Below are 25,362 nucleotides of genomic sequence, written 5' to 3' on the forward strand. Positions count from 1 at the left end.
GATCGGGTTTAGTCGCCCGAGTTCAGACAGGCGCATGTCTCCCATGAGGTTTTATGGTGGCTGTGCGCAGGGCACCTTCGGGTGCGCCGGAGTTTTCCTGTCTGACCGGTCGACTAACCTGCGTATAGCCGCCACCCTTCGTTTAGTCGCGACAGGGCCGGCTCCTTCTGCAGACAGGAGCTACACGATGAATAAGCTTGTCCCCGATCCACCCAGCGACCTCCTCAAAGACCGCGCCGCCTTCAACCGCGCCCTCGAACACTACCTGCCGTCCCAGGGCTTCCACACCATCAACGAAGACCTGAGCTTCGAAGACTCCCTGCTCTACACCGCCAGCCTGCTGAGCAGCGCCTCGGCCACTGCGCTCGATTGCGGCGAGCTGCTGGAAAGCCCGCAGCGAGCGAAGATCCTGGCGGTCTGGCACTTGCTGGAAATTGCCAAGACCACCGTCGACCGCTCCATCGAATGCCTGCATCCGCGTAAGACTTAAGCCTTCATTGCCTGGCCGTCAGCTATCGCAGGCAAGCCAGCTCCCACAGGGGAATGCATTCCAAGTGTGGGAGCCGGGCTTGCCCGCGATAGCGATCGCCCAGGCAACAGATATGCGTACAGCCAGTTACACTACCGCTCCCCAAAGGAGCCCGCATGACTTCCCTGCTGACCGACTGGCGCGACCGCCCCACCCATCGCCGCGTGTGGGCCCTCGCCGCGCCGATGATTTTGTCGAACATCTCCGTGCCGCTGGTGGCGCTGGTGGACAGCATGGTCATCGGCCACCTGCCACACGCCCATCAACTCGGCGCCGTGGCCGTGGGGGCCAGCCTGTACACCTTCCTGGCCTGGGCCATGGGCTTTTTGCGCATGGGCTCCACCGGCTTTGCCGCCCAAGCCGCCGGGCGCGGTGATGGTGCGGCGCTGAGGCAGATTCTGTTGCAGGGGCTGCTGCTGGCGCTGGGCCTGGCGATGTTGCTCGGCAGCATCGGCATTCCGTTAAGCGGCCTGGTGCTGGACTGGATGCAGCCCTCGCCCGAGCTGAACCAACTGACCCGGGAATTCTTCCACACCCGCCTCTTCGGCCTGCCCGCGGCCCTGGCCAGCTACGCCCTGGTCGGCTGGTTCCTCGGTACCCAGAACGCCCGCGCGCCGCTGGCGATTCTGCTCACCACCAACCTCGTCAATATCGCCCTTAACCTGTGGTTCGTCCTGGGTCTGGATTGGGGCGTGGTCGGCTCGGCTCGCGCCTCGGTGATCGCCGAATGGACCGGCGCCCTCCTCGGCCTTGCCCTCACCCAAAAAGCCCTGCGCGCCTACCCCGGCCATATCGCCTGGGCCGCCCTCAAGCTGTGGCAAAGCTGGCGCCCGCTGCTGGCGGTAAACCGCGACATCTTCATCCGCAGCCTGGCCCTGCAATCGGTGTTTTTCATGATCACGGTGCAAGGCGCCCGCTTGGGCGATGCAACGGTGGCGGCAAACGCCCTGCTGCTTAACGGATTACTGCTGACGGCTCACGCCCTGGACGGGCTGGCCCATGCCGTGGAAGCCTTGTGCGGCCACGCCATCGGTGCCCACGACCGCCAGGCCTTGCGCCGTTCGCTGGTGGTAGCCTGCGGTTGGTCGCTGCTGGCCAGCATCGGCTTCGCGATCCTGTTCGCCGTGTTCGGCCACCTGTTTATCGCCATGCAAACCGACATCCCGAGCGTGCGCGAAACCGCAGATATCTACCTGCCCTACCTCGCCGTGCTGCCATTGATTGCCGTGTGGAGCTACCTGCTGGACGGCCTGTTCATCGGCGCCACCCGCGCCCGGGAAATGCGCAACGGCATGCTGCTGACGGTGGTGATTGTGCTGCCCTTCGCCTGGGCCTTGCAGGGCCTCGGTAACCACGGGCTGTGGATAACCTTCCTGCTGTTCATGGCCTTGCGCAGCCTCACGCTATGGGCAATTGCCTGGCGCCTGAACAAGCAAGACCGCTGGCTTACTGGCCCGGTGTGAACTTGATAAACGCGGTCACCCGGTCCAGCACCGGCGCCAGCCAGCGCAGCGGCCGGGCCATGGACGCCACCAGCGTCGCGTGGCTGGTCTTGGTGAAGTAGAACGCCTCCACCGGCACACCCGCCGCCCGCAACTTGTTCGCCAGGCCGCCGGTGTTGCGCTTGGGGTTGACCAGGTTGTCGTCCACCGACGCAATCAACAGGCTTGGTGGTGCACTTGCGCTGACGTGGTTGATGGGCTGGGAATCGGGTGGCGAATCCGGGTAGAAGAACACCGGGCGCACATCGCGGTTTTCAATCGGCAGGAAATCATACGGCCCGGCGAGGCCGATCCAGCCCTTGAAGATTGACGGCGACAATCCAACCCCGGCCAACCATTGTGGGTCCAGCGCCAGCATCGCAGCGTTGTAGGCACCGGAACTGTGGCCCATCACGTACAGCTTGCCGGGATCGGCGCCGTACTCGGCAATATGCTGGTGCGTCCAGGCAACCGCTTGGGCGCCGTCCTGCAAAAACAGTGGGTAACGCACTTGCGGGTAAAGCCGGTAATCGGCGATCACCACCACGATGCCACGCGAGGCCAGGGCTTCGCCGACGAAACCGTAGTCATCCCTGGAGCCGCTGTTCCAGCTGCCGCCATAGAAAAACACCACCACCGGCGCATTGGGCAAGGCAGTGACGGGACGGTAGATATCGAGTTTCTGGCGGGGGTCATCGCCGTAGGCGATGGAGGAGGTTTTGGTGAAGGTGCTGGAAGGTGTGAGTGCGTTGAGGACTTTGATGGGGGAGCAGGCTGCGAGCAGCGCGGCTATTGCCAGGGTGAACACTTGCAGAAGTTTGCTCGACATCGCCTAGCCCCTCTTTGCGTAAACCCTGGCCTTTGTGGTGAGCGGGCTTGCCCCGCGCGAGGCAAGCTCGCTCACCACAAAAAGCTGCGCCGTACCCCGTATCAGGAGGACAGGTAAGACGAGCGCGTCAGCCCCAGACGCAACGCATCCAGGAACTGGGTCCGCTCTGCCGCGGTGATCTTCGCGCTGGCGCACTTGTCACGGTAGTGAGTCATCAACTCCTCCGGCGACAAGTGCACGTAGCGCAGCATGTCTTCGATGGTGTCGTGGGTCTCGATCCCGGCGCTGTACACCGAACCGTCTTCACGCTGGTAGATGTTCACCGAGTCGGTGTCACCGAACAGGTTGTGCATGTCACCGAGGATTTCCTGGTAGGCGCCCACCAGGAAAATCCCCAGCAGGTAATCCTCACCTTCGTTCACCGCATGCACTGGCAGGCTGGTCTCGATGCTTTGCTCGTCGACGTACTGCTTGATCTTGCCGTCGGAGTCGCAGGTCAAATCCTGCAGCACCGCGCGGCGCAGCGGTTCTTCGTCGAGGCGATGCAGCGGCAGAATCGGCAGCACCTGGCCGATGGCCCAGGTGTCCGGCAGGCTCTGGAACACCGAGAAGTTGCAGATGTATTTGTCGGCCAGCTTGTCGTTGAGTTCGTCCAGCACCTGGCGGTGCGAGCGCTGGCGGGCTTTCAGCGAGTTGTGCAGGCGGCGGCACACGGCGAAGTAGCATTGCTCGGCCAGGGCCTTTTCGGCGAGGGTCATTTTGCCGTCAGCGTACTGGGTGGCCACGTCGCTCATGTAGTGGGTGGCGCGCCAGTAGGTTTCGGTGACCATTTCAATGTCGGTCGGTCCCAGCAGGTCCACCAGCCATTGCACGGTTTCCGGCAGGCTTTCCTTGTTCTCGATCAGCGGCACGTCGTCGTTGTGCTTCTCGACGTCGGTGACTTGCACCACCAGCATGGCGTGGTGGGCGGTCAGGGAGCGGCCGCTCTCGGAAAAGATGTTCGGGTGCGGCAGGCTCTGCGCGTCGCAGAATTCCTTGAGCATGCCCACGACCACACCGGCGTAGTCGTCCATGTCGTAGTTGATCGAGCTGGCGTTGCGCGAGTGGGTACCGTCGTAGTCCACGCCCAGGCCGCCGCCCACGTCGATGTGGTCTACCGGCAGGCCGAGGTTGCGCAGTTCGCCGTAGTAACGAATGGCTTCCTTGAACCCGTGCTGGTAGTCGGCCAGGTTGGCGATCTGCGAGCCCATGTGGAAGTGCAGCAGGCGAATGCCCTGGTCCAGGCCCGCCGCGCGGAAACGCTCGACCACCGACAGCAGTTGCGCCGCCGACAGACCGAATTTGGATTTCTCGCCGCCGGTGTCTGCCCACTTGCTCGACGCCAAAGACGACAGGCGCACCCGCAGGCCCACCTGAGGCTTGACCTTGAGGTTGGCGGCTTCTTCGATTACCAGGCCGACTTCGGATTCTTTCTCGATCACGATGAAGACGTTGTGGCCCAGCTTCTGGCCTATCAGCGCGAGGCGGATGAACTCACGGTCTTTGTAACCGTTGCAGACGATGGTGCCGCCTTTCGGGGCCAGGGCCAGCACGGCCAGCAGCTCCGGCTTGGAGCCGGCTTCCAGGCCGATGGACACATCCTGCGTGGCGATGATGTTCTCGATCACCGCTTCCTGCTGGTTCACCTTGATCGGGTACAGCGCGGTGTATTTGCTCTGGTATTCCAGGCGCTCGATATTCGCGTCGAAGGCGCCGGTCAACTGGCGTACGCGGTCTTGCAGGATGTCGGGGAAGCGCACCAGCAACGGCAAGGACAGGCCGCTTTTGCGCAGCTCGTCTACTTGCTCGTACAGGTCGACGGGCGTGCTGTTCGGGCCGTTCGGACGGACTTCAACGCGACCGGCATCATTGATCGCGAAATACCCGGCCCCCCAATGGCGAATCCCGTAAACACTGCGGCTGTCCGCAACTGTCCATTGGCTGCCATCGTCTTTGCGTGTGCGTCGTACGGACATCGAAGTCCCCTATAAATGAAGTCGAAGTGCACCGGCCTGATCAGAGGCTGGCGCAGTCTAAAGAATGAAAATGACGATTTGCCTGTGAGAGGGGTAGACCCCACTTGCAGGACAGAGTTTAGACACCGGTCAGGAACAGGCTCTGTGAAAACCATGGAGACGACAGTTCGCGTTCAGCGAGCAGGCCATCGGGGTGGTTTTCACAGAGGCTGCTAGCCGCCGGATTTCTTCGCCTTGTAACCCAGCTTGATCAGCTCGGCCAACAGCAACTCGACGTGGTCGCCCTGGATCTCGATCACGCCGTCTTTCAGGGCGCCACCGGTGCCGCAACGCTTTTTCAGCGTGGTGGCCAGCTCCTTCAGCGCATCTTCGGCCAGGGGCACGCCGGTGATGGTGGTCACCGTCTTGCCGCCACGGCCCTTGCTCTCGCGACGTACGCGGGCAATACCGTCGCCTTCGGGAATCAGGGTTGTTTTGCAGGTGCATGAGTCCACGGGCTGGCGACAGTCCGGGCAATGTCGACCTGCGTCGGTGGAAAATACCAGGCCACCAAGGGCGGCGAAGGATGCGGCTTTTTTGGCCACCGGCAATCCTCTTGGGAGGACAAAGACTGATCGGTGGGGTCACCGACCGCGAAGCCCCACTCAGGCAGGGGCAGCGCTACTGAACCGCGAGAGCGGTTCAGCCTGAAAAGTCGCGCAGTGTAACGGCAAAAAGGCCCCTTGCTAAGAGCCAAATGGCGCCAATTTATGCAACTTTAGCGACGCAGGGCCAAATATCGACGCAACCCTTCCTGTGCATCCGGGCAATAAGGCTTTTCTTCGGCCTCCTGCAACACCGTCGCCAGCGGCAGAAAGCGCGCTTCCATGACTTCTTCCGGCTGGATCCGCAGCGGCCCGTCCCACACAGCCGAGAACGACGTGCACCAGAGCCGGCTATCACCGTCTTCGAAGTAGAAGTGATCGTGAGCGGTCAGTTCGACGCCGCTGACCCCCAGCTCCTCCTCCAGCTCCCGGGCCGCCGACTCGGCGTAGGACTCGTGGGCCGCCACCATCCCGCCCGCCGCCGTGTCCCAGAACCCCGGGTACATGGCTTTGCTCAGGGTGCGCCGGTGCACACACAGCTCACCGGCCGAGTTGAACAGGAAGATAAAGGTGCAGCGCCCGATCAGCCCGCGCTGGCGCAAATCGGAACGCACCCGGGAGCCGAGCAGGTTGTCCTGCTCGTCGACCCAGGCAATCAGTTCGGCGTCGGAGGCGGCGCGGTGCGCTGCCTCCCGGGTGGAAGCGTCCATCATCAACCCTGGTTCAGGAGCTGACGCAAGTCGATCACTGCCGCGTTGGCCCGGGAAATATAGTTGGCCATGACCAGCGAGTGGTTGGCCAGGATGCCAAAACCACTGCCGTTGAGAATCATCGGGCTCCACACCGGTTCCTGCGAAGCTTCCAGCTCACGGATGATCTGGCGCACGCTGACGGTGGCGTTCTTCTTGGCCAGCACGTCGGCGAAGTCGACTTCAATGGCGCGCAGCAGATGGGACAAGGCCCAGGCCTGGCCGCGGGCTTCGTAGAACACGTTGTCGATCTGCATCCATGGGGTTTCCACCACTTCTTCGTCGACTTGCGGCACTTCACCCGGCGCCAGCGCTTCGGTTTTCAGCGCGGTGTTGAGCTTGACCCGGCCCACACTGGCCGACAGCCGTTGCGACAGCGAACCCAGACGGGTCGCTACATCACCCAGCCAGTTGTTCAGGTTGTCGGCACGCGCATAGAACAGCGCGCCGCGCTGATTCGGGTCAGACAAACGGGCTTCGTAGCGGCTCAGGGAATTGATGCCTTCCTGGTATTCCGACTCACTGGACGGCAACACCCAGCTCTTGTTGTCGAAGTTGAAGCGCGGCTCGGCCTTGGCCAGGTCCGCGTCTTCCGCCGACTGCGACTGCGAGCGGGCGAAGTCTTTGCGCAGGGCACGGGTCAGGTCACGCACCTGCACCAGCACGCCGTATTCCCAGCTGGGCATGTTGTCCATCCACAGGCCTGGCGGGAAGCGGTCGTTGGAAATGTAGCCACCCGGCTTGTTCAGCAAGGTGCCCACTACGGTCTTGAGGGTTTCGACGGTGGTGAAACCCACCACCATCTGCTTGCCTTCCTTCTCGGCGGCAATCTGCGCGTTCTGCTGCACCGGGAACAACGCAGGCTCTTCGCTCCAGTACCAACCCAGGGCACCGGTGACCAACAGATACAACGCGACCAGCGAGAGCAGCGCACGGCTCATCAGCAGGTTGCGGAAATAGCTGCGGGGGGCCGACTTGGTCTCGGGGGCCGGGCCCTTTGCACTGCCTGCGCGGTTTTTCCAGTCCAGCATGGCGATATCCTTTCAATCACTTGAGTTCAATAGCTACGACCACAACCCTACCCCATCGTGCCGAGCATCGGGGCGCTTTTAGTCGGGGGTGGCGCATATGCGCGGCTCGACTATAAAGGATGCACGCTTTTTACGCCCGCGCGACTGCAGGGTCGACAAATGAATATCCAGGACCTCGCAGTTAATTGACGTATGACACTCGTGCAAAGGAAAAGAGGTGCTAGCATAGAGCCATCAGTTCGACCTCAGCATGCAGCCTAACTAGTAGTCAGGATATGACCGAGCCAGAAGACCCCAGCCGTGAGCGCCTCAAGCACCATTTTGCCCAGCGGGTAATTCATCAGGCACGTCAAATTCTTGAGATCTGGCAGCGCCTGCAACGCAGCGAATGGTCGACCACTGACTTGTCCGAGCTCAGTGAGGCCAACCTGCGCCTGCTGCGTTTTGCCGAACGCTTCGAGCAGCCGGAACACGGCCAGCTGGCGCACCTGATCAGCGATTCACTCAAGGCCGTGGACGACAACCGCGGTCGCCTCAGCAGCCACCTGATCACCGAACTCAACCGTTTGATGCAGCGTTTGTCCCGCACCGGCCTGCGCCAGGGCGACCAGCTGGAACAAACCTTACTGCCGCCCATGCGCAAGCCGATCTACGTGATGCTGGCCGATCACGACCGCGCCGAGCGCCTGGCCAAGCAACTGGAATTCTTTGGTTTGAGTGCCCAGTCCCTCGACAGCGTGGCGGCATTTCGCGCCTCGATGGCCGAGCGCTTGCCCGCCGCTATCGTTATGGACGTGGATTTCTGCGGCGCCGGCCTCGGTCTCAAGCTTGCCGCCGAAGCCCAGGAAGGCCTTGAGCAAAAACTCCCGCTGCTGTTTTTCAGCCTGCACGAAACCGACACGCCCACCCGCCTGGCCGCCGTGCGCGCCGGTGGCCAGGAGTTCCTCACCGGAACCCTGGAAGCTTCGAGCCTGCTGGAAAAAATCGAAGTGCTGACCTGCGTTGCCCAGTACGAACCTTACAAAGTGCTGATCATCGACGACTCGCGGGCCCAGGCGATGCACACCGAGCGCCTGCTCAACAGCGCCGGCATCGTCACCCGCACCCTGATCGAACCGATCCAGGCCATGGCCGAGCTGGCGGACTTCCAGCCCGACCTGATCATCCTCGACATGTATATGCCAGCCTGTACCGGTACCGAACTGGCCAAGGTGATCCGCCACAATGACCGTTACGTCAGCGTGCCGATCATCTACCTCTCGGCCGAAGACGACCTGGACAAGCAACTGGACGCCATGAGCGAAGGCGGCGACGACTTCCTCACCAAGCCGATCAAGCCCCGGCACCTGATCACCACCGTGCGCAACCGCGCGGCGCGGGCGCGTAACCTCAAGGCGCGAATGGTGCGCGACAGCCTCACCGGGCTGTACAACCACACGCACATCCTGCAACTGCTGGAAGACTGCAGCTTCCGCGCACGCCGTGAAAACAAGCCGCTGAGCTTTGCGATGCTCGACATCGACCACTTCAAGCGGGTCAACGACAGCCACGGCCACCCCATGGGCGACCGGGTGATCAAGAGCCTCGCGCTTTTTCTCAAGCAGCGCCTGCGCAAGACCGACTATATAGGCCGTTACGGCGGCGAAGAATTTGCCATCGTGATGCCCGACACCGACCTCGACAGGGCTTGCCAGGTACTGGACGAGATTCGCGGGCGCTTCGCCGAGATTCACTATCCCGCCCAGCCTCAGGATTTGTGGTGCACGTTCAGTGCCGGCGTGGTGGAGCTCTGCGACGGCTCCGACAGCCTGATGATGGCCGCCCAGGCCGACGAGGCGTTGTACCGCGCCAAGGATGCAGGCCGTAACCGGGTGATGTCGGCCCGCGCATCAAAGCAAAGTGCCACCTTTTCACCGGAATCCACCGAATCCGTCATAACTCTGTAATAGAAACGCAATAACTTCAGGCACTTACTTCTGCTGTCGGTTGAAACCACGCATGCGCCTGAAGCTGCTGACGAATCTGAACACCCTCCTTCTGGTCGCCGTTTGCCTGGCCCTGGGCGCAACGCTCTGGTGGTCGCAACGCGCCCTGGAACGGCCTTATCTGCTGATGGAGCGCTACCTCGGCCTATCGCAGACCTTTCAGAACCAGGCCGCACGCAATATCGACGATTACCTCGCCAGCGGCGACGCCCTGCGCCTGAGCAGCGCCAGCCAGAGCCTGGAGAACCTGCTGCAGCACCTGGACGAACTGCCGGCCGACCTGGCGCACAACCTGCGCCCCAGCCTGGTCGACCTGGATACCTTCAGCAAAACCGACCTGCTGGCCGCCGGCAAACTGGCCGGCGACCCGCAAGCCCTGCTGCTGCAAGCCGAACGCGAACTGGGTGCCAACCTTGAGCAACTGAATCAGTACGCCAGCGGTGTGAATTCGCCGGAGTCTGCGCGTTATTTGCCGCCTTTATTGGCCGCCTCCCAGCACCTGGCCAAACTCTCCCTGGCCCGGGACAAACTGGTGAGCAGCGGGCGCAGCGAACTGGCCGACGATGTAGAACGCGAAGTCAGCAACATCCGCAGCCAGGCTGACGTGCTGGGGCAATTGCCCCTGCTGGGCGTGACAGCCAGCAGCGAGTCCAATACCGACGATTTCTCGGCCATGATGGGCCTGGAAAATACCGAAAAAACCGTGGCCCAGGACACCGGTGTCGACCTCAAACGCGAGCTCAACAGCCTGCTGACTCGCTACCCCGCCGAGCTGAAACGGACCCGCGAGCAAATCCAGCAACGCACCGAACTGGCCACCGCCACCCACCTGAAAATCAACGCCGTGCAGCAAGCCATCGCTGCGCTGGAGCCCGTGGTGCGGGCCCAGCACGCGCAGATCCAGGGCGAAGTGCGGCTGATGCAAGGCGTGATGATCGGCCTGATTTTGCTGATCGCACTGTTGATCGATACCTTGCAACGGCGCCTGGCTCGGGTGCTGACCAACCTGGCGCCGGCCTTGTCCACATGGGCCGAGGGCGACTTCAGCCAGCCCATTGCCTTGGGCAAGACCAACCGTGAGCTGCACGATATCGAAGAGTCCCTGAACCGCTTGCGCGCCTACCTGGTAGACCTGGTGGGCACCATCAGAGGCAACGCCGAGCAAGTGGCCGGCAGCAGCAGCGCGCTGGCGGAACTGAGCAGCGGCATGCATGACGGTGCCGAGCGCCAGGCCGGTGATACGGCGCAGATTCGCGATTCCCTTGGCGAACTGGAAGCGACGATCCAGCAGGTAGCCGGCGATGCCAGCCAGGCCGCCGCCGCCAGCCGCAGTGCGGGCGAGGCCGTGGAACAGGGCCAGCGCGTGATCGGCTTGAGCCTGACCGGCCTGCACGCATTGGTCGGCGAAGTGCAGATCAATGCGCAGATGATCGAGAAACTTGCCGAAGAATCCGCAACCATCGGCGGCGTGCTCACGGTGATTCGCTCGATTGCCGACCAGACCAACCTGCTGGCACTGAACGCTGCCATCGAAGCCGCCCGGGCCGGTGAGGCCGGCCGCGGGTTCGCGGTGGTCGCCGACGAGGTACGTTCCCTGGCCCAGCGCACCGCCGGCGCCACCGCCGAAATCCAGCACCTGATCGCCGGCCTGCAAACCGCCGCCCGGCAATCGGTGGAAGGCATGCGCGCCCAGGTCGAACACGCCGAAGCCACCGCCGAGCAAGCCCAGGCGGCCGACGGCGCGCTGGATGAAATCGTCGGGGCGATCCAGACCATTTCCGATACCGCCGTGCGGATTGCCGATGTGACGGCCCAGCAAAGTGGCGCCGTGAGTGAAATCCGCGATAACAGTGAGCGAATTCACCAGTTGGGCGAGGACAACTTGCTGCGAATTGGCCAAGGGCGTAGCCAGGGCGAGCACTTGCTGGTGCTGGGCGGGCAACTCAACACCGCCGTGCAGGCATTTCGCGTCTAATGCACATCCTGTAGGAGCCGGCTTGCCGGCGATGAGTCCCGAACTCTCACCGCAGCACTCACAGACGCCATCGCCGGCAAGCCGGCTCCTACAAGTGACCGAATCTGACACCTCGGTCACATATTTTGCGCAATCCTCGCTAATCGTGCTGCCTACTGCATAGAACTGGACAGTCACAAAGCCTTTGCGGCATAGTCGCCGGGTTCTACCGTGCCCACATCAATAACAAGGAACAGCCGATGGCGACCTTACTGGTTCTTCACGGACCCAACCTGAACCTGCTCGGCACCCGCGAACCGGGCGTCTACGGGGCAGTGACCCTCGAACAGATCAACCTCGATCTGGAGCGACGGGCACGTGATGCCGGCCACCATCTGCTCTACCTGCAAAGCAATGCCGAGTACGAACTGATTGATCGCATCCATGCCGCGCGCAGCGAAGGCGTGGACTTTATCCTGATCAATCCCGCCGCTTTTACGCACACAAGCGTTGCATTACGTGACGCGCTGCTGGCGGTGAGCATCCCATTCATCGAAGTGCATTTATCGAACGTGCACAAACGCGAACCTTTCCGCCATCACTCTTACTTCTCCGACGTTGCGGTAGGAGTGATCTGCGGCCTTGGCGCCAGCGGTTACCGACTGGCCCTGGAGGCCGCCCTGGAACAGCTTGAAGACACGGCCAAGCGCCCCTGACCGACCCTTTGGGAGTTGATGATTCATGGATATCCGTAAAGTTAAGAAACTGATCGAACTGCTGGAAGAATCCGGTATCGACGAGCTGGAGATCAAGGAAGGCGAGGAATCCGTACGGATCAGCCGTCACAGCAAGACCCCGGCCCAACAGTTCTACGCTCCACAGATGCAAGCGCCGGCCCCTGCCGCTGCGCCAGTGGCTGCTGCTCCGGTTGCGGCCGCTGCCGAAGCCCCTGCTGCACCTAAACTGAACGGTTTTGTGGTCAAGTCGCCAATGGTCGGTACCTTCTACCGCACCCCGGCACCAACTTCGCCAGCCTTTGTTGAAGTCGGCGCAACCGTGAAAGTGGGTGACACCATCTGCATCGTTGAAGCGATGAAGATGATGAACCACATCACGGCTGAAAAAGCCGGCGTCATCGAATCCATCCTGGTAGAAAACGGTCAGCCGGTTGAGTACGACCAGCCGCTGTTCACCATCGTTTGAACCGCGGAGCGCCTTCGATGTTGAAACCTGCGAAGAAACTGCAAAAAGTCCTGATCGCCAACCGCGGCGAGATCGCGCTGCGTATCCTGCGCGCCTGTAAGGAAGAGGGCATCAAGACCGTCGCTGTTTACTCGACGGCCGATACCGAATTGATGCACGTGAAACTGGCGGACGAAAGCATCTGCATCGGCCCGCCACTGGCCACGAACTCGTACCTGAAAGTCTCGAACATCATCGCTGCAGCTGAAGTCACCGGCGCGGATGGTATTCACCCGGGCTACGGCTTCCTCGCGGAAAACGCCGATTTCGCCGAACAGGTTGAGAAATCCGGGTTTGCCTTCATCGGCCCGAAAGCCGAAACCATTCGCCTGATGGGCGACAAGGTCTCGGCCAAGGACGCCATGATCGCTGCCGGCGTACCTACCGTTCCAGGTTCCGACGGCCCGCTGCCTGAAGACGAGGCCACCGCCCTGCGCATTGGTCGCGAAGTCGGTTACCCGGTGATCATCAAGGCCGCCGGTGGCGGCGGTGGTCGCGGCATGCGCGTGGTACACAAGGAAGAAGACCTGATCGAAGCCGCCAAGCAGACTCGCTCCGAAGCGGGCGCCTGGTTCGGCAACCCGATGGTCTACCTGGAAAAGTACCTGACCAACCCACGTCACGTGGAAGTGCAGGTACTGTCCGACGGCCAGGGCCACGCCATCCACCTGGGCGACCGCGATTGCTCGCTGCAACGTCGTCACCAGAAGGTACTGGAAGAAGCTCCGGCACCGGGCCTGGACGAGACCGCTCGCCAGGAAGTACTGGCTCGCTGCGTCAAGGCGTGCATCGACATCAACTACCGTGGCGCAGGCACTTTCGAGTTCCTGTACGAGAACGGTCGCTTCTACTTCATCGAGATGAACACTCGTGTGCAGGTAGAGCACCCGGTTTCTGAAATGGTCACCGGTATCGACATCGTCAAGGAAATGCTGAGCATCGCCGCTGGCAACAAGCTGTCGTTTACCCAGGATGATGTGAAGATCCACGGCCACTCCCTGGAGTGCCGGATCAACGCCGAAGACCCGAAAACCTTTATCCCAAGCCCTGGCCTGGTCAAGCATTTCCACGCGCCCGGCGGCAACGGCGTACGTGTGGATTCGCACCTGTACAGCGGCTACAAGGTTCCGTCCAACTACGACTCGCTGATCGGCAAGCTGATCACCTGGGGCGCCACCCGCGACGAGGCCATGGCCCGTATGCGTAACGCCCTGGACGAAATCGTGGTAGACGGCATCAAGACCAACATCCCGTTGCATCGGGATCTGGTTCGCGATGAAGGCTTCTGCGAAGGTGGTGTGAACATTCACTACCTGGAACACAAGCTGGCTAATCAGTAAGCGAAGTGATCCACCCAACAAAGCCGCCTTCGGGCGGCTTTGTTGTTTGTGGGATACAAAAAACACCTTAAAACCCTGTGGGAGCTGGCTTGCCTGCGATAGCGGTGGATCAGTGAGGTAATACTCCGCTGACACTGCGCTATCGCAGGCAAGCCAGCTCCCACATTTGGGCTGCGTGCAGTCAGTGGTGTCGTCTTCTGCCCGCCGCTCGCGTAAACTGGCGCGCTTTCGCAGCCCTACCCCGCTGCACACTCATTTTTTCAAAGGTGCCCGCCATGCCTTGGCTGCAAGTCCGTCTCGCCATCAGCCCAGAACAAGCCGAAACCTACGAAGACGCGTTCCTCGAAGTGGGCGCCGTGTCGGTGACCTTCATGGACGCCGAAGACCAGCCGATCTTCGAGCCCGAGCTCAACACCACCCCGCTGTGGTCCCACACCCATCTGCTGGCCCTGTTCGAAGACGGCACCGATGCCGCCAGCGTCCTGGCCCACATGGAACTGCTCACCGGCGGCCCGTTGCCGGAACATCACAGCGAAATCATCGAGGACCAGGACTGGGAACGCAGCTGGATGGACAACTTCCAGCCGATGCGTTTTGGCCAGCGCCTGTGGATCGTGCCGAGCTGGCACGCCGCCCCCGAGCCTGACGCCGTGAACCTGCTGCTGGACCCGGGCCTGGCGTTCGGCACCGGCACTCACCCGACGACCGCCCTGTGCCTGGAATGGCTCGACGGCCAGGACCTGCAAGACTGCAACGTGCTGGACTTCGGCTGCGGCTCGGGGATCCTGGCAATCGCCGCCCTGCTGCTGGGCGCCAAGGAAGCCGTCGGTACCGACATCGACGTGCAAGCCCTGGAAGCCTCCCGCGATAACGCCGGGCGCAATAACATCGCCGAAGAAAAATTCCCGCTGTACCTGCCGGAGCAATTGCCCCAGGTGAAGGCTGACGTGCTGGTGGCCAATATCCTGGCCGGGCCGCTGGTTTCCCTGGCGTCGCAGCTGTCGAGCCTGGTCAAGCCAGGCGGGCGCCTGGCGCTGTCGGGCATCCTCGCCGAACAGGGCGAAGACGTTGCCGCCGCCTACGCCCAGGATTTCGAGCTGGACCCGATCGCCAACCGCGACGGCTGGGTACGCATCAGCGGTCGTCGGCGCTAGAATGAGCGCCTGCATGAATCGGATGGCCGCATGACCGACAGTTTCGTCACCCAGTGCCCACATTGCCAAGCGCGCTTTCGCGTCAGCCATGCTCAATTGAGCGTGGCCCGTGGCGTGGTGCGCTGTGGCTCGTGCCTGCAAGTGTTCAATGCCGCGCGCCAACTGCTGGAGCAGCGCGCCAGCGCGCCCGCGTCCCAGGCACCGGCAGCAACTGAACCGCCACCCGAAGCACCGCGGGCCATCAGCCAGAAGCAATGGACCGCCGAAGAGCTGGACCTGGATAACCTGGACCTCGACGAAGAACTGGCCAAGCTGGAACGTCGCGAGATTCAACACACCCAACCCGTGGGTGCAGACCGTCGCCAACACGGTTCCGACCGTCGGCAAAAGGAAGATTCCCTCAGCGCCAGCCGCGATACGGCCAAAGCCGAGGAAGAGCAATGGGCCGCCAGCCTGTTCAGCGAGCCGCGGGACGATCGGGCGCAAGCCCCGCAACCGGACGATGAACCTCAACCGGCCAAGGCCACCCCCGGCAAACCCAAGCGCACCGAGCCTTCGATGTCGCTTGAAGCGGTCGAGCCGGACGACGAGCCGCCGCTGCACGCAGGCATCGCCGATGAAGCACTCGACCCGCCGGTAACCGCCGACCCCGTCGAACCGGAACCCGAACACCCCGAACGCCCGCAGCGCAAGCGCCCTCGCCCCGGGGCCAACGCCCACGACGACATGCTGCAGGACCTGGAAGACGACCCGCTGCACCTGTATTCCCAGAAGCGCTCCTCCGGCTGGGGCCGCCGCCTGTTCTGGGGCCTGTTGGTGCTATTGGCCGCCGCCGGCCTGGCAGGACAATACGTCGCCTACCAATTCGACGACCTGGCACGCCAGGACGCCTATCGCCCGTGGTTCCAGGAACTGTGTCCGAAACTGGGCTGCACCGTGCCATCACGGGTCGATATCGCCCACATCAAGAGCAGCAACCTGGTGGTGCGCAGCCACCCGGAGTTCGCCGGCGCCCTGGTGGTAGACGCGATCATCTATAACCGCGCGACATTTTCCCAACCGTTCCCGTTGCTGGAGCTACGCTTTGCCGACATGAACGGGAATATGATCGCCAGTCGTCGTTTCAAACCCGCCGAGTACCTCAGCGGTGAGCTGGCAGGCCAGACCGAGATGCCCTCCCAGACGCCGATCCACATTGCCCTGGACATTCTCGACCCGGGCAACAAAGCGGTGAATTACAGCCTGAGCTTCCACTCTCCCGAGTGATCCGGCTCATGGGCCGGGGTTTGACGGCAGATTATTGACTGCACCGCGTTTGACCAAACCGGTGGCGATAAGAAAATAACTGCTCAGATTTTATCCAATTCAGCCTTTATCCAGTCATCGAGAGCGGGTATCATGCCAACCCTTTTTCGAACTCTAATGATCCGGCCCCACAACAGGGAAGTCCTATGTCGGCGGTACGCATCGGCCCATACACATTGCACAACGGCTTGATCCTCGCCCCGATGGCGGGGGTCACCGACCAGCCCTTTCGTCAGCTTTGCAAGCGTTTGGGCGCAGGGCTTGTAGTCTCGGAAATGGTCACCAGCGACATGAGCTTGTGGAACACCCGCAAATCGCGGATGCGCATGATCCACGAAGGTGATCCCGAGCCCCGCTCGGTACAGATCGCCGGCGGTGATGCGCAAATGCTGGCGGATGCGGCCCGGGCCAACGTGGAGTTGGGGGCGCAGATTATTGATATCAACATGGGTTGCCCGGCCAAGAAGGTCTGCAACAAGGCCGCAGGCTCTGCCCTGTTGAAGGATGAGCAGTTGGTGAGCGAGATCCTGCATGCCGTTGTCGCTGCAGTGGATGTGCCGGTCACCCTGAAGATCCGCACCGGTTGGGACCGGGACAACAAGAATGGCCTGACGGTGGCGAAGATCGCCGAGCAGGCGGGCATTACAGCGCTGGCGGTGCATGGCCGCACCCGCGCCGACCTTTACACCGGTGAAGCCGAGTACGACACCATTGCCGCGATCAAGCAGGCGGTGTCGATTCCCGTCTTTGCCAATGGCGATATCGATTCAGCCGAGAAAGCCCGGCGCGTGTTGCACGCGACCGGCGCCGATGGCCTGTTGATTGGCCGGGCTGCCCAGGGGCGGCCGTGGATTTTTCGTGAGATCGAGCATTTTCTGCGTACCGGCGAAGTGTTGCCGGCACCGGAGTTGATCGAGGTGGAACGTATTCTGCTAGAGCATCTGGCCGCCCTGCACGCCTTCTATGGAGACGTGATGGGAGTACGCATTGCTCGCAAGCATGTGGGCTGGTATCTCGCAACCTTGCCGGGCGCCAGGGAGTTTCGCGCCCACTTCAATCGTTTGGATGATACGGAAGCACAGTGCGCCAACGTTCGTGAGTTCTTCTGCGAGCGTTACAAGAGCCTGGTGACAGGGGACGGAGAAGGGGTGGCCGCATGACGATGATGACCGAGACTTTAGTGAGTGGAACAACACCCGTGAGCGACAACGTCAATTTGAAACAGCACCTCAACACGCCGAGCGAAGAAGGCCAGACCCTTCGCGGGAGTGTCGAGAAGGCGCTGCACAATTATTTCGCCCACCTTGAGGGCGCTGCCGTCACGGACGTGTACAACCTGGTGCTCTCCGAAGTCGAGGCGCCGTTGCTCGAAAGCGTAATGAACTACGTCAAGGGCAACCAGACCAAGGCCAGTGAGCTGCTCGGTCTGAACCGTGGCACGCTGCGCAAGAAACTCAAGCAGTACGATTTGCTGTAAGCATTCAATCAAACCAGAAAGGCGCCCGCGTAAAAACGGTCGCCTTTTTTGCTGACTCCTTTGCTTTTGATGGAAATTGAAATGACCGACCAGACTACCCGCCTGCCGATCCGCCGTGCCTTGATCAGTGTCTCCGACAAGACCGGGATCCTCGAATTTGCCCGGGAGCTGGAAGCCCTGGGCGTGGAGATTCTCTCCACCGGCGGGACCTTCAAACTGCTGCAGGACAACGGCGTGGCCGCAGTGGAAGTGGCGGACTACACCGGTTTCGCAGAAATGATGGACGGTCGGGTCAAGACCCTGCACCCGAAAATCCACGGCGGGATCCTCGGTCGTCGCGGTATCGACGACGCCATCATGACCGAGCACGGCATCAAGCCGATCGACCTGGTGGCCGTTAACCTCTACCCGTTCGAAGCCACCATCAACAAGCCAGGCTGCGACCTGCCGACCGCCATCGAAAACATCGATATCGGCGGCCCGACCATGGTTCGCTCCGCAGCAAAAAACCACAAAGACGTGGCCATCGTGGTGAACGCCAGCGATTACGCCAACGTGCTGGAAAGCCTGAAAGCCGGCGGCCTGACCTACGCCCAGCGCTTCGACCTGATGCTCAAGGCCTTCGAACACACCGCTGCCTACGACGGCATGATCGCCAACTACATGGGCACCGTGAACCAGGCGGCTGAAACCCTCAGCACAGAAGGTCGCAGCCAGTTCCCGCGCACCTTCAACAGCCAGTTCATCAAGGCCCAGGAAATGCGCTACGGCGAGAACCCGCACCAGAGCGCGGCGTTCTACGTGGAAGCCAAGCCCGCCGAAGTCGGCATCGCCACTGCAACCCAACTGCAAGGCAAAGAGCTCTCCTACAACAACGTGGCCGACACCGACGCCGCGCTGGAATGTGTGAAGAGCTTCGTCAAGCCAGCCTGCGTGATCGTCAAGCACGCCAACCCGTGCGGCGTGGCCGTGAGCCCGGACGCTGAAGGCGGCATCCGCCAGGCGTACGAACTGGCCTACGCCACCGACACCGAGTCGGCCTTCGGCGGCATCATCGCCTTCAACCGTGAGCTGGACGCCGAGACCGCCAAGGCGATCGTTGAGCGTCAGTTCGTTGAAGTGATCATTGCCCCGTCCGTGAGCGAAGAAGCACGCGCCATCGTTGCTGCCAAGGCCAATGTGCGCCTGCTGGCCTGCGGCGAGTGGTCGGCCGAGCGTGCTGCTGCCTGGGACTACAAGCGCGTCAACGGCGGCTTGCTGGTACAGAGCCGCGACATCGGCATGATCGGCAGTGCCGACCTGAAAGTGGTGACCAAGCGCGCCCCGACCGAACAGGAAATCAACGACCTGATCTTCGCCTGGAAAGTCGCCAAGTACGTTAAATCCAACGCCATCGTCTACGCCAAGAACCGCCAGACCATCGGTGTCGGCGCCGGCCAGATGAGCCGTGTGAACTCGGCGCGTATCGCTGCGATCAAGGCCGAACATGCCGGCCTGCAAGTGCAGGGCTCGGTGATGGCGTCCGACGCTTTCTTCCCGTTCCGTGATGGCCTCGACAACGCCGCAAAAGCTGGCGTGACTGCAGTAATCCAGCCAGGCGGCTCGATGCGTGACGCAGAAGTGATTGCAGCGGCTGATGAAGCCGGCATCGCCATGGTGTTTACCGGCATGCGCCACTTCCGCCACTAACAGAATTCGAGGTTTTTGAAATGAATGTTTTGATCATTGGCAGCKGTGGCCGTGAACACGCCCTGGCCTGGAAAGTTGCCCAGGACCCGCGCGTCCAGAAAGTGTTCGTTGCACCCGGCAACGCCGGCACCGCCATTGAAGCCAAGTGCGAAAACGTCGCCATCGACGTGTTGGCCCTTGAGCAACTGGCAGACTTTGCCGAGAAAAACGTTTCCCTGACCATCGTCGGTCCGGAAGTGCCGCTGGTGGCCGGCGTTGTGGACCTGTTCCGCAGCCGCGGCCTGGACTGCTTCGGCCCTACCGCCGGCGCTGCCCAGCTCGAAGGCTCGAAAGCCTTCACCAAGGATTTCCTGGCGCGCCACAAGATCCCGACCGCCGACTACCAGAACTTCACCGAGATCGAGCCGGCCCTGGCTTATCTGCGTGAGGTCGGTGCACCGATCGTGATCAAGGCCGACGGCCTGGCCGCCGGTAAAGGCGTGATCGTCGCAATGACCCTGGCCGAAGCCGAAGACGCCGTACGCGACATGCTCGCCGGCAATGCTTTCGGTGAAGCCGGTTCGCGCGTCGTCATCGAAGAGTTCCTCGACGGCGAAGAAGCCAGCTTCATCGTGATGGTCGACGGCAAGAACGTGCTGCCGATGGCCACCAGCCAGGACCACAAACGCGTGGGCGACGGCGACAGCGGCCCGAACACCGGCGGCATGGGTGCCTACTCCCCGGCCCCAGTGGTCACCGCCGACGTGCACAAACGCGTGATGGACCTGGTGATCTGGCCCACCGTGCGCGGCATGGCGGACGAAGGCAACGTGTACACCGGCTTCCTGTACGCCGGCTTGATGATCGACAAGGCCGGCAACCCGAAAGTCATCGAGTTCAACTGCCGCTTCGGCGACCCGGAAACCCAACCGGTGATGCTGCGCCTGCAGTCGAGCCTGGTGTTGCTGGTGGAAGCTGCGCTGGCCCAGGCCCTGGACAAGGTCGAAGCCCAATGGGACCCGCGCCCAAGCGTCGGCATCGTGCTGGCCGCCGGCGGCTACCCGGCCGACTACGCCAAGGGCGATGTGATTGAAGGTCTGGACGCGGCTGCTACGCTGGAAGGCAAGGTGTTCCACGCGGGCACCGCGCTCAAGGATGGCAAGGTGGTCACCGCCGGTGGTCGCGTATTGTGCGCAACCGCCATGGGCAGCAGCGTAGATGCCGCCCAGCAACAGGCTTACAAGCTGGCGGCAAAGATCGACTGGAAGGGCTGCTTCTACCGCACCGACATTGGCTACCGCGCCATTGCCCGTGAGCGTGGCGAAAGTCAGTAAACAGCTATCCGTTCGGTTAGGCAGGGGCCCTTGGCCCTTGCCCTACTCTTGTGGTCCCGCGCATAGTTATACCCATGCATCAACCTACGAAGGGATTTCGCCGTGCGCTGGCTCAGGATCGCCATAGGTTTCACTGTCAGTCTGCTGACCTTGCTCTGCTTGCTTCCGGCCCAGGCCGCCGCACAAGGCAGTGGCTGGGCGGTATTGCTTGATGAACAGGCCGATCTGCAACTGAGCGATATCCGCTCGCCCCGCTACATCAATCAATTCAGCCCCATCGAACTGGACCGGATTACCGCCGCGCAACCGGACGGTGCGTTGTGGGTGCGCTTCAGGCTGCAACCCGGCAAGCACGAGCAAGTGCTGCGGGTATTCGCCCCCGACCTGTCTCACCTGAACCTGTACGTGCTCGACGGCGATACCCTGGTGGAGCAGCAAGCCACCGGCACCCGCCAGCCCCAGGCCGAGCGCCCGCTGCCCAGCAGCGACTTCATGCTGCCGATGCCCCAAAGCCAGAAGCCGCTGGACGTGTACCTGCGCATGGTCTCGGAACACGAACTGCGCCCCTACATCACCCTGGAGCCCGCCGTACTGGCCGCGGCCAACCAGAACCAGACACTCATCTACGGGCTGCTGTTCGGCTGCCTGGTGATGCTGATCCTGCACAACCTGACCCGCTACGCATACCATCGCTCCCGCAGCAGCCTGTGGCTCGCCGCCTGCGAAGTGCTGTTGATGCTCAGCCTGGCGCTGTTGCTCAACGTGGTGGGGCCGTGGCTGCCGAACTGGCACGCGGTACAAACCCCCGGCGCCTACCTCGCCCTGCTGCTGACGGCACCGTGCGGGCTGATGTTCGCCTACCGTTTTTTTGCCCCCCTGGGCCCGCACCCGCTGAACAAGCTGTTGATGGCCGACATCCTGCTGATCGTCCTGGTCGGGCTGTTGCTGCTGTTCGTCAATACGCTGCCCCTGAACATCATCACCTACGCCCTGGTGGCGCTGGCCGGCCTGAGCATGCTGTTCGTCTCGGCCTATCACTGGCAAAAAGGTTATCGCCCGGCGCGGCTGTTCATGGTGGCGATGGTGATCTTCAACATCGGCACGCTGATCATCCTGCCCGCGTTGCTGGGCCTGACACTGGTGGCGCCCCAAGGCTTGATCGTCACCCTGCTCGGCTTTATCTGCCTCAGCGGCCTGTTGATGAGCCTGGCATTGGGCGAACGCCAGCGCGCAATCACCGAAGACAACTTCAGCCTCAGCCGCGACCTGGCGGCCAGCAATGCCGAAATCGCCGCCAAGGCCGAGTTCCTGGCGAAGATCAGCCACGAAATCCGCACTCCCATGAATGGTGTGCTGGGCATGACCGAGCTGCTGCTGGGCACGCCGCTGTCGGTCAAGCAGCGGGACTACGTGCAAACCATTCATAGCGCCGGCAATGAACTGCTCACCCTGATCAACGAGATTCTCGACATCTCCAAGCTGGAGTCCGGGCAGATCGAACTGGACGACGTGCAATTTGACCTCAATGCGTTGATCGAAGACTGCCTGAGTATTTTCCGCGCCAAGGCCGAACAGCAGAACGTCGAGCTGATCAGCTTTATCCAGCCACAAGTGCCACGGGTGATCAGCGGTGACCCGACACGCCTGCGCCAGGCGCTGTTGAGCCTGCTGGAAAACGCCCTGCAAAAAACCGACGAAGGCGAAGTGCTGATCGTCGTGGCACTGGACGAGCGCAGCAGCAAACCGCGCCTGCGCATCGCCGTGCAAGACAGCGGCCTGCCGATGGAACCCGCCGAGCGCGACGCCCTGCTGCACAGCGAGTTGCACAGCAAGAACTTCCTGTCCGCCACCCGCTTGAGCGGCCATCTGGGCCTGGTCATCGCCCGCCAGTTGATCCTGTTGATGAACGGCGAGTTCGGCATCAAGAGTGGCAGCCAACAGGGCAGCACGCTGTGGCTGACCTTGCCGCTGGACCCGGAACGCCTGGAGCATCCGACCTCCGACCTCGACGGCCCGCTCAAGGGTGCACGCGTGCTGGTGGTGGACGACAACGACACCTGCCGCAAAGTGCTGGTGCAACAATGCACGGCCTGGGGCCTGAACGTGAGCGCCGTGCCGTCGGGCAAGGAAGCCTTGGCGCTGCTGCGCACCAAGGCGCACCTGCGGGACTATTTCGACGTGGTGCTGCTGGACCAGAACATGCCTGGCATGACCGGCATGCAACTGGCGGCGAAGATCAAGGAAGACCCGAGCCTGAACCACGACATCTTGCTGATCATGCTCACCGGCATCAGCAATGCGCCGAGCAAGATCATCGCGCGCAACTGCGGGATCAAACGCATCCTCGCCAAGCCCGTGGCCGGTTATACCCTCAAGACCACGCTCGCCGACGAACTGACCCAACGCAGCAAGGGCGCCGTGCAGCCTCGCCAGCCGGCGATCAGCGCCCCCGTTCCCGTGACGGTGCCGAGTGATTTCAAGATCCTGGTGGCGGAAGACAACAGCATCTCCACCAAGGTGATTCGCGGCATGCTCGGCAAGCTCAACCTGCAGCCCGACACCGCGAGCAACGGCGAAGAAGCCCTGCAGGCGATGAAGGCCCAGCGCTACGACCTGGTGTTGATGGACTGTGAAATGCCGATCCTCGATGGCTTCTCCGCCACCCAGCAACTGCGGGCATGGGAAGTCAGCAACCAGCGGATTCGTACGCCGATCGTGGCGCTGACAGCGCACATTCTTTCAGAGCATAAAGAGCGTGCACGCCAGGCCGGGATGGACGGGCACATGGCCAAGCCGGTGGAGTTGTCGCAGTTGCGTGAGCTGGTGGAGTATTGGGTTGCGCAGCGCCAACAGCGACCGGAACATGCACCTACCTGACCTGAAACAGGATATCCCTGTGGGAGCTGGCTTGCCTGCGATGGCGGTGTATCAGTCACACACACGAGTGTCTGAAACACCGCCATCGCAGGCAAGCCAGCTCCCACATTTGTTCCGTGGCGCCTGATAGACTCCCCACACGTCCCCGCCGCGAGCCGCGCCCATGCTCCATGTGCTATTCAGCGTTTACCTGAAGATGCTGGTGCTCTACAGCCCCTTCTTCGTGCTCTCCTGCTTTATCAGCCTGACTCGCGGTTACTCCAGCAAGGAGCGGCGGCGCCTGGCCTGGAAAGTGGCCCTCGCCACCCTGGTCTCGAGCGTGTTGCTCTACCTGTTCGGCCGGGTGATCTTCAGCGTATTCGGCATCACCGTCGACGCCTTCCGCATCGGCGCCGGCAGTGTGCTGTTTATCTCGGCCCTGGGCATGGCCCAAGGCAAGTCGGCGGTGCAGACCGACAACGTACAGCAGGACGTGACCATCGTGCCGCTGACCATCCCCCTGACCGTCGGCCCCGGCACCATCGGTGCGCTGCTGGTGATGGGCGTCAGCCAGCCGCATTGGGACGACAAGATCACTGCCATCCTCAGCATTGCCCTGGCCAGCCTGACGGTAGGCGTGGTGCTGTACCTGTCCAACCGAATCGAACGCATCCTCGGCGACCAGGGCTTGCAAATTGTCAGCCGGTTGATGGGGCTGTTTGTGTGCGCCCTGGCCGCGCAAATCATCTTTACCGGCGTACGCGGTTACCTGGTGCCGTAGATCAAATCCTGTATTTGGCGATAGCCAGCCGGACCTTGTCCCCTGCGCTGTCCCGCAGCAGTTGAAGCGTGGCTTCGTTGACCACCGAGCTGTTCAGCACCAGGCAGGTACGACCACTGAAGGCTTCAACGGAGCCACTGTCCCATTCCAGAAACGGCACGCCCACCTGCTTGCTGACACCGTGGGAACTGTAGGTCACCAACACCATCGAGACTTCCCCCGCCGTTTCCGAGCAGGACGCCAAGCCGAAATCACCACCGTCGTGGGTCGTGGTATTTCGTTTGAACAACTCGAATGAGGCCGGGAGCTGCTTCAAGGCCTCCACTGCATCACCCACCCGCTTGGGCAGTGCGCTGATCAACGGCCCCGACAAGAACGTCGAAGCCACCGCGGCCGCCACCAGATTCAGCGCCGCCAACTGCACCGACAACCCTTTGCGGGTCGTGTACACCCGCTCAAAACTGCTCCTGACCGGGATCCAGCCCAGGCTGATCATCACCTTGATAAATTCGTCGTACCAGGCCTCCGTTCCCCGTGCGATGCGCAACACATCGCTGACGTAGCTGCTCGCCAGCAGATAACTCTTGCGGGTGTATTCCTTGTTGAGGCTCGTCATGCCGTCCACAAACGACATGACACTATTGTTCACCACCGCCGCATTCAACCCATCATCGCCCTCGGGCCTCACCGGCGGGCCCCACCCGGACGACAGGCCGGACGCACCCGGCAGCCGGTAAGCGGCAATCAGCTTCCTGCGTTTTGCACTGTTGATCCGTCTGTTATTTCGCTCCATAGCCATTCTCCATAACCCCCAACATGGGGCTTAACGCCAACACTAGTCGAGTTGCCGGGGATTTTGAGTTACTGGAAATGGACGACAAAACGCGCTGCAGCACGCGGGAAAAACCACCCCGGGCGGCGGCGCTGAGTAAACGTTGGGGATGAACCGGCGGCGTGGAAAGGCGCCGTGTTTTTCTTCAGCCGGTAGAGAAAGGTACGACTCGACCCGATGCAAAAAACACTCGGCAAGCAGACCTTTCTTCCATCA

21 protein-coding genes are annotated in these 25,362 nt (G+C 62.0%); 15 read left to right on the plus strand and 6 right to left on the minus strand.

What is annotated here, in order from left to right; all coding sequences use genetic code 11:
- The first annotated feature begins 187 nt into the window (after positions 1-187).
- Both P3C29_RS16095 and P3C29_RS16100 read left to right on the plus strand, forming a co-directional pair.
- Positions 188-490, plus strand: coding sequence for a hypothetical protein (locus P3C29_RS16095; RefSeq protein WP_201126060.1), 303 nt, complete (start codon positions 188-190; stop codon positions 488-490).
- A gap of 155 nt (positions 491-645) precedes the next feature.
- Complete coding sequence (locus tag P3C29_RS16100; protein ID WP_169386468.1) at positions 646-1,992, plus strand: MATE family efflux transporter; 1,347 nt, start codon at positions 646-648, stop codon at positions 1,990-1,992.
- Here the strand turns inward: P3C29_RS16100 and P3C29_RS16105 are convergent.
- From P3C29_RS16105 to P3C29_RS16125, 5 genes are all read right to left on the minus strand, one after another.
- Positions 1,976-2,839 (minus strand): alpha/beta hydrolase, encoded by an 864-nt coding sequence (locus tag P3C29_RS16105; protein WP_275964910.1) that lies wholly within the window; start codon positions 2,837-2,839, stop codon positions 1,976-1,978. The two genes, P3C29_RS16100 and P3C29_RS16105, sit on opposite strands and share 17 nt — an antisense overlap.
- 101 nt (positions 2,840-2,940) lie before the next feature.
- Positions 2,941-4,854 carry an arginine decarboxylase gene (speA, locus tag P3C29_RS16110; protein ID WP_275964911.1) on the minus strand — a complete coding sequence of 638 codons (1,914 nt, stop codon included), beginning with the start codon at positions 4,852-4,854 and terminating at the stop codon, positions 2,941-2,943.
- A 212-nt stretch (positions 4,855-5,066) separates the two neighbouring features.
- Positions 5,067-5,438 (minus strand): translation initiation factor Sui1, encoded by a 372-nt coding sequence (locus P3C29_RS16115; RefSeq protein ID WP_010174042.1) that lies wholly within the window; start codon positions 5,436-5,438, stop codon positions 5,067-5,069.
- Positions 5,439-5,611: 173 nt separating this feature from the next.
- Positions 5,612-6,148 carry an NUDIX hydrolase gene (locus P3C29_RS16120; RefSeq protein ID WP_010174041.1) on the minus strand — a complete coding sequence of 179 codons (537 nt, stop codon included), beginning with the start codon at positions 6,146-6,148 and terminating at the stop codon, positions 5,612-5,614.
- Positions 6,149-6,150: 2 nt separating this feature from the next.
- On the minus strand, positions 6,151-7,218 hold the full coding sequence (locus P3C29_RS16125; RefSeq protein ID WP_088424722.1) for a DUF2333 family protein: 1,068 nt from the start codon (positions 7,216-7,218) through the stop codon (positions 6,151-6,153).
- 275 nt (positions 7,219-7,493) lie between these two features.
- Between P3C29_RS16125 and P3C29_RS16130 the strand changes: the two genes are divergently transcribed.
- The 13 genes from P3C29_RS16130 (at position 7,494) to P3C29_RS16190 (ending at position 24,314) form a co-directional block, all read left to right on the plus strand.
- On the plus strand, positions 7,494-9,164 hold the full coding sequence (locus P3C29_RS16130) for a PleD family two-component system response regulator (RefSeq protein ID WP_010174038.1): 1,671 nt from the start codon (positions 7,494-7,496) through the stop codon (positions 9,162-9,164).
- 52 nt (positions 9,165-9,216) lie between these two features.
- Complete coding sequence (locus tag P3C29_RS16135) at positions 9,217-11,178, plus strand: methyl-accepting chemotaxis protein (RefSeq protein WP_275964912.1); 1,962 nt, start codon at positions 9,217-9,219, stop codon at positions 11,176-11,178.
- Positions 11,179-11,417: 239 nt separating this feature from the next.
- Positions 11,418-11,873 carry a type II 3-dehydroquinate dehydratase gene (gene aroQ / locus P3C29_RS16140; protein WP_003217307.1) on the plus strand — a complete coding sequence of 152 codons (456 nt, stop codon included), beginning with the start codon at positions 11,418-11,420 and terminating at the stop codon, positions 11,871-11,873.
- 25 nt (positions 11,874-11,898) lie between these two features.
- Positions 11,899-12,360 carry an acetyl-CoA carboxylase biotin carboxyl carrier protein gene (accB, locus tag P3C29_RS16145; RefSeq protein WP_003217309.1) on the plus strand — a complete coding sequence of 154 codons (462 nt, stop codon included), beginning with the start codon at positions 11,899-11,901 and terminating at the stop codon, positions 12,358-12,360.
- A gap of 17 nt (positions 12,361-12,377) precedes the next feature.
- On the plus strand, positions 12,378-13,739 hold the full coding sequence (gene accC, locus P3C29_RS16150) for an acetyl-CoA carboxylase biotin carboxylase subunit (protein ID WP_010174033.1): 1,362 nt from the start codon (positions 12,378-12,380) through the stop codon (positions 13,737-13,739).
- A gap of 275 nt (positions 13,740-14,014) precedes the next feature.
- Positions 14,015-14,893, plus strand: a complete 879-nt coding sequence (gene prmA, locus P3C29_RS16155; protein WP_275964913.1) for a 50S ribosomal protein L11 methyltransferase — start codon at positions 14,015-14,017, stop codon at positions 14,891-14,893.
- A 30-nt stretch (positions 14,894-14,923) separates the two neighbouring features.
- A complete protein-coding gene (locus tag P3C29_RS16160) occupies positions 14,924-16,159 on the plus strand; it encodes a DUF3426 domain-containing protein (protein ID WP_275964914.1) in 1,236 nt (411 codons plus the stop codon).
- A 185-nt stretch (positions 16,160-16,344) separates the two neighbouring features.
- A complete protein-coding gene (dusB, locus tag P3C29_RS16165) occupies positions 16,345-17,358 on the plus strand; it encodes a tRNA dihydrouridine synthase DusB (RefSeq protein WP_010174025.1) in 1,014 nt (337 codons plus the stop codon).
- A complete protein-coding gene (fis, locus tag P3C29_RS16170; RefSeq protein WP_003186237.1) occupies positions 17,355-17,675 on the plus strand; it encodes a DNA-binding transcriptional regulator Fis in 321 nt (106 codons plus the stop codon). The genes dusB and fis overlap by 4 nt, the downstream gene beginning before the upstream one ends.
- A gap of 81 nt (positions 17,676-17,756) precedes the next feature.
- Positions 17,757-19,364 carry a bifunctional phosphoribosylaminoimidazolecarboxamide formyltransferase/IMP cyclohydrolase gene (purH, locus tag P3C29_RS16175; RefSeq protein WP_275964915.1) on the plus strand — a complete coding sequence of 536 codons (1,608 nt, stop codon included), beginning with the start codon at positions 17,757-17,759 and terminating at the stop codon, positions 19,362-19,364.
- A 20-nt stretch (positions 19,365-19,384) separates the two neighbouring features.
- Positions 19,385-20,677: a phosphoribosylamine--glycine ligase gene (gene purD, locus P3C29_RS16180; RefSeq protein WP_275964916.1), complete on the plus strand. Its 1,293-nt coding sequence runs from the start codon at positions 19,385-19,387 to the stop codon at positions 20,675-20,677.
- A gap of 102 nt (positions 20,678-20,779) precedes the next feature.
- On the plus strand, positions 20,780-23,554 hold the full coding sequence (locus P3C29_RS16185) for a hybrid sensor histidine kinase/response regulator (protein ID WP_201126053.1): 2,775 nt from the start codon (positions 20,780-20,782) through the stop codon (positions 23,552-23,554).
- A gap of 163 nt (positions 23,555-23,717) precedes the next feature.
- Positions 23,718-24,314 (plus strand): MarC family protein, encoded by a 597-nt coding sequence (locus P3C29_RS16190; protein WP_003217330.1) that lies wholly within the window; start codon positions 23,718-23,720, stop codon positions 24,312-24,314.
- 1 nt (position 24,315) lies between these two features.
- Here P3C29_RS16190 and P3C29_RS16195 read toward each other — a convergent pair whose 3' ends face one another.
- A complete protein-coding gene (locus P3C29_RS16195) occupies positions 24,316-25,107 on the minus strand; it encodes a hypothetical protein (protein ID WP_275964917.1) in 792 nt (263 codons plus the stop codon).
- Positions 25,108-25,362: the final 255 nt, after the last annotated feature.

Origin of the sequence: Pseudomonas sp. 1912-s, from assembly GCF_029269205.1 — a bacterium.
GTDB lineage: Bacteria > Pseudomonadota > Gammaproteobacteria > Pseudomonadales > Pseudomonadaceae > Aquipseudomonas.

What these genes read in the sequence shown, in the direction of transcription:
- P3C29_RS16095 (WP_201126060.1), top strand. Translation starts at nt 188, where the DNA reads ATGAATAAGCTTGTCCCCGATCCACCCAGCGACCTCCTCAAAGACCGC.
- P3C29_RS16100 (WP_169386468.1), top strand. Translation starts at nt 646, where the DNA reads ATGACTTCCCTGCTGACCGACTGGCGCGACCGCCCCACCCATCGCCGC.
- P3C29_RS16105 (WP_275964910.1), bottom strand. Translation starts at nt 2,839, where the DNA reads ATGTCGAGCAAACTTCTGCAAGTGTTCACCCTGGCAATAGCCGCGCTG.
- speA (WP_275964911.1), bottom strand. Translation starts at nt 4,854, where the DNA reads ATGTCCGTACGACGCACACGCAAAGACGATGGCAGCCAATGGACAGTT.
- P3C29_RS16120 (WP_010174041.1), bottom strand. Translation starts at nt 6,148, where the DNA reads ATGGACGCTTCCACCCGGGAGGCAGCGCACCGCGCCGCCTCCGACGCC.
- P3C29_RS16125 (WP_088424722.1), bottom strand. Translation starts at nt 7,218, where the DNA reads ATGCTGGACTGGAAAAACCGCGCAGGCAGTGCAAAGGGCCCGGCCCCC.
- P3C29_RS16130 (WP_010174038.1), top strand. Translation starts at nt 7,494, where the DNA reads ATGACCGAGCCAGAAGACCCCAGCCGTGAGCGCCTCAAGCACCATTTT.
- P3C29_RS16135 (WP_275964912.1), top strand. Translation starts at nt 9,217, where the DNA reads ATGCGCCTGAAGCTGCTGACGAATCTGAACACCCTCCTTCTGGTCGCC.
- aroQ (WP_003217307.1), top strand. Translation starts at nt 11,418, where the DNA reads ATGGCGACCTTACTGGTTCTTCACGGACCCAACCTGAACCTGCTCGGC.
- accB (WP_003217309.1), top strand. Translation starts at nt 11,899, where the DNA reads ATGGATATCCGTAAAGTTAAGAAACTGATCGAACTGCTGGAAGAATCC.
- accC (WP_010174033.1), top strand. Translation starts at nt 12,378, where the DNA reads ATGTTGAAACCTGCGAAGAAACTGCAAAAAGTCCTGATCGCCAACCGC.
- prmA (WP_275964913.1), top strand. Translation starts at nt 14,015, where the DNA reads ATGCCTTGGCTGCAAGTCCGTCTCGCCATCAGCCCAGAACAAGCCGAA.
- P3C29_RS16160 (WP_275964914.1), top strand. Translation starts at nt 14,924, where the DNA reads ATGACCGACAGTTTCGTCACCCAGTGCCCACATTGCCAAGCGCGCTTT.
- dusB (WP_010174025.1), top strand. Translation starts at nt 16,345, where the DNA reads ATGTCGGCGGTACGCATCGGCCCATACACATTGCACAACGGCTTGATC.
- fis (WP_003186237.1), top strand. Translation starts at nt 17,355, where the DNA reads ATGACGATGATGACCGAGACTTTAGTGAGTGGAACAACACCCGTGAGC.
- purH (WP_275964915.1), top strand. Translation starts at nt 17,757, where the DNA reads ATGACCGACCAGACTACCCGCCTGCCGATCCGCCGTGCCTTGATCAGT.
- P3C29_RS16190 (WP_003217330.1), top strand. Translation starts at nt 23,718, where the DNA reads ATGCTCCATGTGCTATTCAGCGTTTACCTGAAGATGCTGGTGCTCTAC.
- P3C29_RS16195 (WP_275964917.1), bottom strand. Translation starts at nt 25,107, where the DNA reads ATGGAGCGAAATAACAGACGGATCAACAGTGCAAAACGCAGGAAGCTG.